Raw genomic sequence first — 12,859 nt, forward strand, 5'->3', positions numbered from 1 at the left:
TCTCTTAACCAATGCCTTTATAGTACAGATTTGTTCTAACTGCATAGCAATTAAGGCATTAAGTAAAGCCTCAAAAGAGAAACCCTTAGGACCACGTTTACAGGGTTGAATTTGAAAAGCTTGTAGTAAAATGGAATAGTCAATGAAAGTCAAAATAGCCTGTAATTTTGTTAATGGTTGAAGTTCAATAATTTGATCTAAAGTAAATAAAGTTGTTTGCCGATACATAATTTGCAGTCGCCCCTTTCTGTGGATTTTTTTTACAAATTATTTATCGGATTGGGGTAGACTGTTTTTTTATATTTTTGAAACATTGTTATTTCAAGGCTTAAAAATTATGAAATTTACTCATTTAATAGATGGATCTGTAGATAAATATCTCAATTATTTTTTGTTTTTTACAGCTATGTATGTATTATTTCTGCAAAAGGAAAAAAATAGGCGGTTTAGATTGCCCAAAATCAGCAAATCTAAATCGCCTATTTATCCAAAATCTTTTTAGTTCATAATTATTATCTTTTCTCCTCTTCTATTCCCACTCGATAGTTGATGGCGGCTTGGAGGTGATGTCGTATACGATGCGGTTTACATTGTCTACTTCATTGACAATGCGGTTAGATATTTTTTCTAACACTTCATAAGGGATTCTTGCCCAGTCAGAGGTCATTCCGTCGCTTGATGTGACCGCTCGAAGGGCTACCGTATGGCTGTAGGTCCGCTCATCCCCCATAACGCCCACACTTTTGATATTGGGCAGTGCTGTGAAATACTGCCAGATTTCCCGATGCAGTCCCGCCTTTCGAATCTCATCCCTCAGAATGGCGTCGGACTCCCGTACAATATGAAGCTTCTCTTCTGTGATCTCTCCCAGTACCCTGATGGCCAAACCTGGTCCCGGGAAAGGCTGACGCCAAACAATTTCTTCAGGAATTCCCAGCTCTTCTCCTACTTTTCTTACCTCATCCTTAAACAATTGACGAAGAGGCTCGATCAGTGAAAACTGCATGTCCTCAGGCAGCCCGCCTACGTTATGGTGGCTCTTGATCACAGCCGCTGTATCGGTGCCGCTTTCAATCACATCGGGATAAACCGTACCCTGCACCAGATAATCGATTTGTCCAAGCTTGGATGCTTCTTCTTCGAATACACGGATAAATTCTTCGCCGATAATTTTTCTCTTAGTCTCCGGATCCGTTACCCCGGCCAGTTTTCCTAAAAATCTTTCTTGGGCATTGACGCGAATCAGATTCATTTGGAACTTTTCTTTAAATACCTGTTCTACCTGATCTCCCTCGTCTTTTCTTAAAAGACCATGATCTACAAAGATACAAGTCAGTTGATTTCCTATGGCCCGATGGACCAGCACCGCTGCAACAGAAGAGTCTACACCTCCCGACAGCGCACAAAGTACTTTTTTATCTCCTACTTTTTCCTTGATCTCAGTGATGGACTGCTCTGCGAAGTCGTGCATATTCCAGTCTCCAGCACAGCCACAAACCTCAAAAACAAAGTTTTCAATAATTTCACGGCCCATTTCAGTATGCTCTACCTCCGGATGGAACTGTACTGCATATAGCTTCTTGCTGGCTTCCTTCATGGCAGCTACAGGACAGTGGTCTGTGGTAGCGGTGATGGTAAAGCCTTCGGGAGCAATTTCAATAAAATCCGTATGACTCATCCAGCATTTCGTGTTATCAGAAATGCCTTTAAAAATCCCCTCCTTATCTGTCATGCGAAGAGCTACCCGGCCGTATTCCCTGGAGGAAGCACGATTTACCTTGCCCCCAAAGATCTGTGCCATCAGCTGACCGCCATAGCAGATTCCCAATACAGGCACACCCATTTCAAAAATCCCTGGGTCACAGGTAGGTGCATTCTCCGCATATACACTGGCAGGCCCACCGGTAAAAATGATGCCCTTTGGATTCATTTCCTTGATTTTATCTAAAGGTGTACGATAGGATACCACTTCACAATATACATTGTTTTCTCTGACTCTTCTGGCAATCAACTGCTTGTACTGACCGCCGAAATCTATAATAAGGATCAACTCTTGGCTTTTCATGATAAACCTCCTTGTAACCTAGTCACTTAGGCTGTAGTTTGGCGCTTCTTTGGTAATATTGATATCATGGGGATGACTTTCCTTCAGCCCTGCAGCTGTGATCTTCATAAACTTCCCTTCTTCTTTCAAAGCTTTGATGGTAGGTGTTCCACAGTAGCCCATGCCGGCCTTTAGTCCGCCAACCAGCTGATATACCGTTTCCTTTAATGCGCCCTTATAAGGCACCATTCCTTCTACACCCTCTGGTACAAACTTCTTGCTATCCTCTTGGAAATAACGGTCCTTGCTGCCTGCACCCATAGCTCCCAAAGAGCCCATTCCACGATATACCTTAAAGCTTCTGCCCTTGTAAATCACCGTTTCTCCCGGGCTTTCTTCCGTCCCTGCAAAGAGAGATCCGATCATGCATACATCAGCCCCTGCCGCAATGGCCTTCGGAATATCTCCCGAATATTTGATTCCCCCGTCGGCGATAATTGGGATATCATAAGCCTTCGCCGCCTGTGCACAATCATAAACGGCAGTCACCTGAGGCACGCCGATTCCTGCAACGACACGGGTAGTACAAATCGATCCCGGTCCGATGCCAACCTTCACTGCATCAGCTCCTGCTTTAATCAGATCAACAGTAGCCTCAGCCGTTGCCACGTTTCCTGCGATCACCTGCAGTTCAGGATAGATGGATTTTACCCGCTTTACTGCATCCAACACGCCCTGTGAATGACCGTGGGCCGTATCTAGCACGACCACATCTACGCCAGCTTTTACCAAGGCCTCCGTCCGCTCCAGCATGTCTCCCGTGATTCCGATGGCCGCCCCCACCAGCAGTCTGCCTCTTTCATCCTTAGCAGAGTTAGGATACTGAATGGTTTTTTCGATATCCTTAATGGTAATAAGGCCCTTCAGATATCCGCCTTCATCTACGATGGGCAGCTTTTCAATCTTTCTGCTCTTTAGAATTCTTTCTGCATCAGCCATGGAAATTCCTTCTGAAGCGGTTACCAGGTTATCTTTCGTCATAGCTTCCCCGATTTTCTTGTTCATATCATTTTCAAAACGGATATCCCGATTGGTTAGAATCCCTACCAGCTTCATACTTGCATCTACTATAGGAACGCCAGAAATATGATACCGTTCCATCAGCTCCAGGGCATCAGCAATCACATGCTCCGGTGATAAATAAAAAGGATCTACAATAACACCATGCTCACTTCTTTTCACCTTGTCCACTTCTAAGGCTTGCCTATCAATGGTCATGTTCTTGTGAATAATGCCGATACCCCCTTCTCTGGCCATGGCGATGGCTAGCTTTGCTTCCGTCACTGTATCCATGCCTGCACTCATAAGAGGTATATTTAACTTAATCTTATTGGTTAATCTGGTTTTAACTTCTACATCTTTTGGCAGAATCGAAGATTTCTGTGGAATCAGTAAGACGTCATCAAAGGTCAAACCCTCTTTTATTAATTTTCCTTCCATTTTCCCCATCCTTTCTCCTCGTAAAGGTTCTCCTAACAACAGCCTTCTTTTGCTCTACTCATAGATTGCTAATCTATCTGCTTCCTTATGCAAGGATCCTCAAAAAACTAATGCCATGGAAAAATTCCGAGAGTGAAATTATTCCATGGCAGCATCCGATCCAGATCCATCACCGGTGTGATAATCCCACTCATAGTTAGGCAATTTACGGTTGCCTTGTAGAAACGTCCGGGCCCTATCCCCGGAGATATATGAGGGTAATTCATCTATATTTTTCTATATACCGTACCAAATATGCAAAACCTTGTCAATATGGATTGGCGAAAATAAATATATTCGCAATTTTCTTGTGTTTTTCTAGGTCTATTTTAGTGCAATCCCGAATATTTTTTGACCTCGGGTACCCACAACTGCCATATTTTCATAAACCGCAGGGGAACCTTCTACATTGGCTCCCAAGTCAATACAATCCAGTACCTTCCCTGTCAATCCTTCAATCAAAAACATTTTGCCGGCAGAATCACAAAGCAGTATATATGCCCTGCCTTCCTCTGTATAGATGTCTACAGGGGAGCTCCAGGAATAATGGTCCAGCTGCAGCTTCCAAATCTGCTCTCCTGCAGCTTTATCTAAATATGGTTAATTATTTTATCTTAGAATGATTTCATAGGCGTCAACTTAACCCATAATTTGTCATCCTGAGCAGAGTAAAACGAAGCCGAAGGATCTTTAAGCTAGATGATATATTCTGATAATCAAAAGTAATCTTGCTTATGTTCTATAAGATTCTTCGCTAACGCTCAGAATGACATGCTTCTAAGGTTTATTTGGAAATATTTAGATTAAGTTGACGCCTATGAGAATGATTTAGAAAATCAACTAGAAAATCCAGACACAGATTCGCTGGGTTTGCCCTTTTAACCGTTCTAAAGCTCCTTCCGAAAAAGAATCCTAAAACATGCAAACTCGCTGCGCTCAAACACGCAAGTTTCTTAACGTATTCTTTATCTCCACTCGCTAAGAACGAAAACAAAAGGATCAAAGAGACGCTCACATATTGTCTTGTGTTTCCTGTTGATTTAAAAGAATAAAGGGAGTATGATAGACTATCCTATTTTTCTTGGATGGCTTCAAAATACTTTTTGGCCGCATAAACCAAATCCTCATATACCTGTGGAATAGGAATTCCAAAGCCCTCAGCAATCTCCCTGCACTCTTCAAACTCCGGTGCGAGCTTGACAGGCTTTCCACCCATGTAACCAAGTTTCATGGAAACCACCCCATATTTTGTTTTCAGCTTTACACTCTGCCGTTTCAATATGGTACGGTCTACTTCATACTTCCTCAAGCCAAGGGTAGTTGTCTCTGTGAGTACAAGCTTTTCCAGCTCTTCTTGCTTTTCCTGTTCACACAAGACAGACAGCTTAATTCCCGGCCGGTTTTTCTTCATAATAATGGGTGTCATAAAAACATCTAAGGCACCCAGTTTAAATGCCTTTTCCATTACATAGCCGTAGATCTCCGGGTTCATATCATCAATATTTGCCTCCAGCATCATCAGCTGATCCTGGACTTTTTTTTTTCTCCTAAACAGATTCGAAGCATGTTTGGAATCTCCAAATCCTTTTTTCCTAAACCATAACCAATTTTCTCGACTTCCATAGCCGGAATGTCTCCAAAACCGCTGCTGAGGGCTTTGACGATGGCAGCACCGGTAGGTGTTACCAGCTCCGTCTGAATACCGTGATTATAGATCGGTACACCCTTGAGTATCTCCAGGGTTGCAGGTGCGGGAACAGGAATCATGCCATGGGCACATCGGACAAAGCCAGATCCTACCTGCAGGGGAGATGTATATACTGTAGGCATTCCCAGAAAGTCCATACAAATAGCTACTCCAACAATATCCACAATCGAATCAATGGCGCCCACCTCATGAAAATGAACCTGCTCTAAAGCTTTGCCGTGAATCTTGGCTTCCGCTTCAGCTACCAGCCTAAAAATCTTCTTGCTCAATGCTTTGACAGAGGGATTGAGAGCACTGTCATCAATGATTTTCTCTATATCATAAAGATTTCGGTGGTGATGTGTATGTAGATTTTCCTCTAGTATCACAGTAAAACTGGTGCCTGTGATGCCTTTTTTCATAGATTGCCGTATATCCAGCCGAAAACCTTCCACATGCAGCTTCGCCAATTCCTCAATAAAGTAATGTTCATCAATACCCAAATCTAAAAATGCCCCTAGGGCCATGTCTCCGCTGATTCCAGAAAAACAATCAAAAAATAATACTTTCCCCATAATAATTCCCCCAAACCTTTTATTCTTAATTCTATTAATTTATAATAGAAATATCCCATATAATTCCAAAAGGAGCTGATTTCATGAAGGTTGCATTTCCTATGGCCTTTGGCGGTTTATTCTTTATCATCAATATCGGTATTATGATCTATATGGTCTATCTTTTTCATGTACTTGCTACATCCAACAAGCAAATTGCCGAAACCTTAGAAAGACTTGTGGATAAAATTGACCGATTTGATCATCGTAAGTTGGAATAATCCATAATATAATCGCTACATAATTATATCATGAATTCTTCCGTATTTTTATCTTTTCCCATAGAAAAACTCCCCTTTTAGGGAGTTTTTGCTATTTGATATCATCTTCTAATTGATTGGTAAATTCATCAGGAGGGATGGCCCCCGGATCTTCTCCATATAGTACGTTTTCAGGCATATCCTTTAGAACAACAGAGCGCGCCGCTGTGTCATCCCATCGATGCTTACTCTTTCCCAAATGCAGTCCACCTAGTAATTTGTTCACAAAGTTATTCATGTACAGCCCTCCTAAAATGTGATTAATGAATACTCTCCACCCTGGATTCTTCTGCCTGTGCCTTGATCCAGCCAAATCTAACGTGTTCTGCTACATCATTCCATTTGAGGGTGTTGTCTTTATTCTGCTCCATCCACTGGCTGCGCATTTCTTCCTCTACACTTTTCCAATCAGTCATCGGATGATTTTTGATACCCATACTTTTCCCTCCTTGTCATATTTTTTGCCTTTTCCCTTTTCCTTATGAGTTGTATATTCTGGTAGTTTTCTTATCTGTACCTTCTGTTTCTTCCTCTCAACTCTATTATTTTCATTTTTACTCATTTTTTACATCACATATCAAATTTTAAAAATCAAATAATAAAAATGTAGCCTGAAGTAAAAATGCTTTTTTTCATAAGGAGGGTTCATTAGAATGTTCCAGGAAAACCTAGAAAAGCCACATCTGGATGCACCGAACCTAAAGGTATTAGAGGATCAATTAAACTATGAATCTATGATGGCAAAGAAACTTGTACAATATGCAAATTATTGTACGGATCCCGAATTGAAGAATGTCTGCCAGCAAGGATCACAACGCCACAAACAAAACTTCAATATGCTGCTGGACTATTTGAATGCCCATCTATAGCACCAGAATAAAAAGAACAGCACTCAGATTGCCAAAGGAGGTACAATTTCATGGCCCAACAGCTAGGGTTTACAGAAAAGGAATTGATGAATGACCTATTAATGTCTGAGAAGCAAGTATCTTCTGCCTATACAGTTGGCATCACCGAATCCTCTTGTGCGAATTTAAGAAGTGTTCTTGCGCTCTGCGAGCAAAATGTTTTGAAGAATCAGGAAGAATTTTTCAATGTTATGAGCAAGCGAGGCTGGTATCAAATCAAGAAGGCTCCCTCCCAGGATATACAAAGAGTAAAGGATAAATATAATCAAATCAAAAGTGAATTAAGTTGAAAGCGGTCACACCGCTTTTTGGTTTTCGGTCGAAATTTGTGTTTTTTATCAAATAATTTGCTATTATTCGAATTTTCCCATATAATATAATAAATGCATAATTTTCTTAATATTCTTATAGTGCCTGGGTATATAAATGACAAAGAATTGAATAATATATGCTATCCAATGTATGAGAATGTTGCAGCCCATCCTATTACCGTAAAACTGCATAAGTGAAAGGAGTTGATCTTGTGTATAATATTATTGCTACTTTCAAAAACATGACTGACCTAAAACGGTGCATGAAAGATTTGAGAGTACACCCTAATATTAAAGGCCACATGCTCGTAATTCCGAAAAATTCTTCTCAACATGTTGAAAAGGAAATTTCAGGGGTGCTGATCAAGAAATCAAGAGAAATTGCACCAACAGGTCTCGAAAATGTACGAATGGGTGTTTTTGCAGGCTTTATTATTGGTGGATTGTCTGCATTTTTAGCAGTCTACTTTAATACCAATCTATTAAATGTCTCTACCATCACAGCGCTGGCAGCCCTGGCAATTATCTTTTATGGCGCCGCCTCCGGTGCTCTTTTAGGTTTTTTGATTCATACCATCGTAACCAAACATAGTTGGTTTAAAAACAAGGAAGAAGCTGTTTTGATTCTCCAAAAGCTCGATGACGATACAAAAGAATTGGTCATCAAAAACCTTGAGACCAATCGGGCAAGCAAGGTAGACTTGTACTAAGAGAGAGTCATCTCTCTTTTAGTTTTTGCGCCTAAACTATTGCATTGTGCCAGTAAAGATGATACAATTGCTTTAATTGAAAGAATATGATAATAGGTCCCGCATCGGGTTAATAGGGAAGTACGGTGTAAAACCGTCACAGCCCCCGCTACTGTAAGTGATGACGAAACCTCATAAAGCCACTGGATCAACGGGAAGGCGAGAGAGAGTAGGGTGATTCACGAGTCAGGAGACCTGCCTATTATTTGCTGTTACTGCCTTCGGTGGGAAGGTCAGGCTTAAATGATAGTTTGTTTATACATATCATTAAAACCCTGTCCTAGGACAGGGTTTTATTTCTACATCATACTTATACTAAGGGTCTCAATTCCCTTATTATAATATAGTTTTGATTTCAAACAATTCTTTCCTCTATTTTCTTATCCCTCGTGGCCTTGAGGGACTTTCTTTTTTTGCTTTGAAATCTTCTAATCAATTTCTCAATTCGTCCGAATATCCTGTCGCTGCTTTCTGAAGAGAATTTGATGGGTATACTGTGAAAGATTTCTCATCCATCCACTGATGAGAAAGGTTATCCCCACTGACAGTAAGCTTACGGCAATGAATTTTCCCACGGCCCCGTAAATTCTGCGATTGTTATATTATGGCACATATATGCAGTTTACTATCTCTGGCAGTATTCTATAGATAGATGTGCCTATAGTCCTTTCAAAATAGCTTTTAAGCTCAAAGGTCTTTTTCCATTTCGGAATGCTTAACCTATTCATCCCCTTTCTGAGTGTTTCCTCTACCAACCGTTTCTCGATAATACATAAGCCGGAAGGTAGTGAAAGACAGTCGCATAATTGGATCAAAAGGTCATAATCATGATAAGGAGTATCATGAATAAACCTCTGAACAAAGGCTGATTCCTGCTCAGTATAGTCGTTTTTTGTAAGGGCCTCCTGGATATCCTTCAGCAGAAATGAATGGGTTAGACAAACGCGGGCACAGTCTTCGTATCCTTTTTGTTTCAGATAGTAATAACCATCGATGGTATGGCGAAGCTTTGTACGGCCTTCCCTTCTCCCAATATCATGAAGACACCCCAAAACATAGGCTTTTTCTGCTTCCAGTTCGGGATGTGCCTTTGCAATTGCTTCTGCGGCCTTAGCCACATTCAGCGAGTGGTCTATCCATGGTCCAGGATTTCTTTTTTCAGCTTCCGCCAGCATTTGCTCTGCTGCTTTTCTACTGGGCATAGACATACTTTGGATTCAACTCCCATTCCGAAAAGTAAAGCGTTTCTATATTTTCAGTATGCCTAAACTTTTCAAAATTATTTTATGCCAAAGCAGTTTCTACTGCATATTGGGCATGCAGGGTGGTAGTATCAAACACCTTTACACTGCAGTCCTTTTGCCGGATCAACAGCGGAATCTCCGTGCAGCCTAGAATGATCCCCTGTGCACCTCTTACTGCAAGGTGATCGATAACTTTGAGATAAGCCTCTCTAGAGCTTTCCCGAATAATCCCCTTTACCAGCTCCTGATAAATCACCTGATGAACAATCTCCCGTTCATTTTCTTCAGGTATGATCACTTCGATACCGTGCTTTTCCTTTAGGCGCTCCTTATAGAAATCCTGTTCCATGGTAAACCTTGTGCCCAAGAGCCCTACCCTCTGTATCCCTTGCTTCTTGCTATGCTCCGCTGTGGCATCTGCGATATGCAGCAGGGGTATAGATGTATTCTCCTCGATGACTTCAGCCAGCTTATGCATGGTATTGGTACAGATCACTATAAAATCTGCCCCTCCAGCCTCCACCTTCCTGGCGGCATCGATCATTAATTCTCCTAATTTTTTCCAATTCTCCTGGTGCTGAAGCTCTTCGATTTCTGCAAAGTCAACAGAATACATAACAGATTTGCAGGAGTGGAAGCCTCCTAGTTTTTCTTTTACCCTTTCATTGATCAGGCGATAATATACCAAAGACGATTCCCAGCTCATTCCTCCGATTAATCCGATGGTTTTCATTTTTTCAACTCCTCTTCAATGCACTGTACCTGTTTGTTTTTCTGCTTTAAAAGCAAGTAGGTCAATAAAACTGCTGTAATAAAGAAAGCCCCAAACATGATTCCAAAGGACAACTCTCCCTTCTGAAGAAAGTAGCCGGGGCTCATCATCAACGTATACAACAGCATTCCCATGGATATACAATAGATATTCATTCCCCAAGGTTGATCTTTCAGCAGCCCGTAACCTCCCAAAATCAGCAGAGCTGCCGTTGTAAATTCTGCAATCAAGTGCATAGCAATCTCCACCGGTTTTGTTTCCAGTTCAGGTATACTGCCTGATAGGTAAAACATCACCCACATCCCAATCATACATAGGCCCATAAAAATGGCATAGACTGAAGCTGCTTTTTTTACATTCATTCCTATTTCTCCTCACTTTTTTAGGAAGGCAGGAAGACCTTCCCTGCCTTTCAATACTTTTAGTGGTAAATATTTCTACATGATTATCTACTTACCTTCCATAAATTGCATTCTCAAAACAATATTTTAAAAAATGACTGTAATAAAGGTTATTCATATCACATAATAGGAAAAATGCAACGTAAGGCGGAACCACGGGGGCGTGGTTCCCTACCATTGAAATATGTCATTCATGCGTAGTGGCGGGTTTCCATGCCCGCCATTGGGTTTTCAACCCGGTTGGTCACGGAGACCCAACCCTACTTTATCATCCTCATAATCATCCTCATAAAGCTGTCACCCTGAGCGGAGCGAACGGCTCTAGAATTTTAAAGGTCAGATCTTTCACTCCGTTCAGGATGACAAATCATAAAGCGGGTTGCAGGAATCTTGCTGCCCGGGTGGACACGGTCCTCCACCCCTACAACCTAATTCCAATACATATTTGGACGGGCGCACACTGTGCGTCCCTACATCCCTCACTATCATAGAGATGTCATCCTGAACGCAGTGAAGGATCTTTGGTTTCTGTTTTAAAGATCCTTCGTTTTACTCAGGATAACAACCATATAGAACCGTACTATGACGCATTTTTCTACAATTAATCATCAGCTATTCTAAAAATCAATTTCTAATCTGACCATATTAAAAAATAAGAGGATCAATTTTCATTGATCCTCTTAAAACTTTCTATTACATCATTCCTGGCATTCCGCCGCCCATTGGAGGCATTCCTGCACCTTTTTCTTCCTTGATGTCTACTACTGCAGCTTCTGTTGTTAACAGCATTGCAGATACGGAAGCAGCATTTTGAAGTGCTGAACGAGTAACCTTTGTTGGGTCCACGATACCAGCTTCAATCATATTAACATATTTTTCGTTTAATGCATCGAAACCTACACCCAATTCGCTGTTTCTTACCTTCTCAACAACTACGGAGCCTTCTAATCCTGCATTGGCAGCGATTTGTCTAACCGGCTCTTCTAATGCACGTCGGATGATCATTGCACCAGTTTTTTCATCACCAGCAAGTGTTCCTACCAATGTCTCAACTGCTGGAATCGCATTTACTAATGCTGTACCACCGCCGGATACGATACCCTCTTCAACAGCAGCTCTAGTAGCATTTAGTGCATCTTCGATTCTTAGTTTTCTTTCTTTTAGCTCCGTTTCAGTAGCAGCACCTACCTGGATTACTGCAACGCCACCGGAAAGCTTTGCCAATCTTTCTTGCAGTTTTTCTCTATCGAAATCAGAAGTAGTTTCTTCGATTTGTGTCTTGATTTGCTTGATTCTGTCTTTGATGTCCTGAGCATTTCCAGCGCCATCGATAATCGTAGTGTTTTCTTTGTCAACTTTTACCGTATTAGCTCTTCCAAGCATATCTAACGTAGCAGTCTTTAGCTCTAGTCCTAATTCTTCAGATATCACAGTAGCACCAGTTAGGATTGCGATATCCTGAAGCATTGCTTTTCTTCTGTCTCCAAAGCCAGGAGCTTTTACAGCCACACATTCAAAGGTTCCTCTTAATTTATTTACTACTAATGTAGCCAATGCTTCTCCTTCAAGATCCTCAGCAATGATTAACAGCTTTCTGCCCTGTTGAACGATTTGCTCAAGAATTGGAAGCAACTCTTGGATATTGGAGATTTTCTTGTCAGTGATGAGGATATATGGATTTTCTAATACAGCTTCCATTTTTTCTGCATCGGTTACCATGTAAGGAGATACATAGCCTCTGTCAAACTGCATACCTTCTACTACTTCTAGGGATGTACCCATAGATTTTGACTCTTCTACAGTAATAACGCCATCTTTTCCAACCTTCTCCATAGCTTCTGAAATTAAGCTTCCGATATTCTCATCACCGGCAGATATGGATGCAACCTGAGCAATGGCTTCCTTGCTCTCTATGTTCTTAGAAATTTTCTTGATCTCATCTACTGCTACGTCAACTGCTTTTTGAATACCCTTTTTTAGAATCATTGGGTTTGCACCGGCAGCAACGTTCTTCAGACCTTCACGGATTATTGCTTGTGCTAACAATGTAGCTGTTGTAGTACCATCTCCTGCAACATCATTTGTCTTTGTTGCAACTTCTTTAACCAACTGTGCACCCATGTTCTCATAAGCATCATCCAGCTCTATTTCTCTGGCAATAGTAACCCCGTCATTGGTAATCATCGGGGAACCAAATTTTTTGTCAAGGATTACATTTCTTCCCTTTGGCCCTAATGTAACTTTTACAGTGTCTGCTAATTTATTTACACCAATCTCTAATTTTCGGCGTGCATCTTCACTAAATTGAATTTCCTTTGCCATGTTTGATT

13 protein-coding genes, 2 pseudogenes and 2 riboswitches are annotated in these 12,859 nt (G+C 41.2%); of the genes and pseudogenes, 4 read left to right on the forward strand and 11 right to left on the reverse strand.

The genetic code is table 11. From position 1 onward, the window contains the following. The 5 genes and pseudogenes from BUB56_RS13660 to larC all read right to left on the reverse strand — a co-directional run. Window positions 1-228: pseudogene (locus BUB56_RS13660) on the reverse strand (IS5/IS1182 family transposase); the annotation flags it as partial. A 301-nt stretch (window positions 229-529) separates the two neighbouring features. Then, entirely contained in the window at window positions 530-2,065 is a 1,536-nt protein-coding gene (gene guaA / locus BUB56_RS13665) for a glutamine-hydrolyzing GMP synthase (protein WP_110941866.1), read from the reverse strand. A gap of 18 nt (window positions 2,066-2,083) precedes the next feature. Further along, window positions 2,084-3,544 (reverse strand): IMP dehydrogenase, encoded by a 1,461-nt coding sequence (gene guaB, locus BUB56_RS13670; RefSeq protein WP_110941892.1) that lies wholly within the window; start codon window positions 3,542-3,544, stop codon window positions 2,084-2,086. 173 nt (window positions 3,545-3,717) lie between these two features. Continuing rightward, window positions 3,718-3,819: riboswitch (purine riboswitch) on the reverse strand. Between the two features lie 88 nt (window positions 3,820-3,907). After that, the gene (locus BUB56_RS19455) at window positions 3,908-4,051 is read right to left on the reverse strand and encodes a hypothetical protein (protein WP_190014528.1); all 144 of its coding nucleotides are present in this window, start codon (window positions 4,049-4,051) and stop codon (window positions 3,908-3,910) included. A 604-nt stretch (window positions 4,052-4,655) separates the two neighbouring features. Next, a pseudogene (larC, locus tag BUB56_RS20415) lies at window positions 4,656-5,845 on the reverse strand (nickel pincer cofactor biosynthesis protein LarC). A gap of 83 nt (window positions 5,846-5,928) precedes the next feature. On the opposite strand from larC, the gene BUB56_RS19460 reads away from it, so the two are divergent. Continuing rightward, window positions 5,929-6,105: a hypothetical protein gene (locus BUB56_RS19460; RefSeq protein WP_190014530.1), complete on the forward strand. Its 177-nt coding sequence runs from the start codon at window positions 5,929-5,931 to the stop codon at window positions 6,103-6,105. 91 nt (window positions 6,106-6,196) lie between these two features. On the opposite strand, the gene BUB56_RS13680 is transcribed toward BUB56_RS19460, so the two are convergent. Together BUB56_RS13680 and BUB56_RS19465 are read right to left on the reverse strand one after the other, a co-directional pair. After that, complete coding sequence (locus tag BUB56_RS13680; RefSeq protein ID WP_110941867.1) at window positions 6,197-6,382, reverse strand: hypothetical protein; 186 nt, start codon at window positions 6,380-6,382, stop codon at window positions 6,197-6,199. A 22-nt stretch (window positions 6,383-6,404) separates the two neighbouring features. After that, window positions 6,405-6,581 carry a hypothetical protein gene (locus BUB56_RS19465; protein WP_190014531.1) on the reverse strand — a complete coding sequence of 59 codons (177 nt, stop codon included), beginning with the start codon at window positions 6,579-6,581 and terminating at the stop codon, window positions 6,405-6,407. 216 nt (window positions 6,582-6,797) lie between these two features. Here BUB56_RS19465 and BUB56_RS13685 point away from each other — a divergent pair, with 216 nt between their 5' ends. The 3 genes from BUB56_RS13685 (at window position 6,798) to BUB56_RS13695 (ending at window position 8,073) form a co-directional block, all read left to right on the forward strand. Then, window positions 6,798-7,013, forward strand: a complete 216-nt coding sequence (locus BUB56_RS13685; protein WP_110941868.1) for a hypothetical protein — start codon at window positions 6,798-6,800, stop codon at window positions 7,011-7,013. A gap of 50 nt (window positions 7,014-7,063) precedes the next feature. Further along, window positions 7,064-7,342: a spore coat protein gene (locus BUB56_RS13690; RefSeq protein WP_110941869.1), complete on the forward strand. Its 279-nt coding sequence runs from the start codon at window positions 7,064-7,066 to the stop codon at window positions 7,340-7,342. 233 nt (window positions 7,343-7,575) lie between these two features. Next, window positions 7,576-8,073 (forward strand): ABC transporter permease, encoded by a 498-nt coding sequence (locus BUB56_RS13695; protein WP_110941870.1) that lies wholly within the window; start codon window positions 7,576-7,578, stop codon window positions 8,071-8,073. A gap of 77 nt (window positions 8,074-8,150) precedes the next feature. Next, a riboswitch (cobalamin riboswitch) is annotated at window positions 8,151-8,329 on the forward strand. 385 nt (window positions 8,330-8,714) lie between these two features. Here the strand turns inward: BUB56_RS13695 and BUB56_RS13700 are convergent. The 4 genes from BUB56_RS13700 to groL form a co-directional block, all read right to left on the reverse strand. Then, on the reverse strand, window positions 8,715-9,320 hold the full coding sequence (locus BUB56_RS13700; RefSeq protein WP_110941871.1) for an HD domain-containing protein: 606 nt from the start codon (window positions 9,318-9,320) through the stop codon (window positions 8,715-8,717). A gap of 76 nt (window positions 9,321-9,396) precedes the next feature. Then, window positions 9,397-10,089, reverse strand: a complete 693-nt coding sequence (locus tag BUB56_RS13705) for an aspartate/glutamate racemase family protein (RefSeq protein WP_110941872.1) — start codon at window positions 10,087-10,089, stop codon at window positions 9,397-9,399. Beyond that, entirely contained in the window at window positions 10,086-10,490 is a 405-nt protein-coding gene (locus BUB56_RS13710; protein ID WP_110941873.1) for a hypothetical protein, read from the reverse strand. Before BUB56_RS13710 ends, BUB56_RS13705 begins: the two co-directional genes overlap by 4 nt. Before the next feature lie 732 nt (window positions 10,491-11,222). After that, the gene (gene groL, locus BUB56_RS13715) at window positions 11,223-12,851 is read right to left on the reverse strand and encodes a chaperonin GroEL (protein WP_110941874.1); all 1,629 of its coding nucleotides are present in this window, start codon (window positions 12,849-12,851) and stop codon (window positions 11,223-11,225) included. Window positions 12,852-12,859: the final 8 nt, after the last annotated feature.

It is taken from the genome of Geosporobacter subterraneus DSM 17957 (assembly GCF_900142145.1).
GTDB classification, from domain to species: Bacteria; Bacillota; Clostridia; order Peptostreptococcales; family Thermotaleaceae; genus Geosporobacter; species Geosporobacter subterraneus.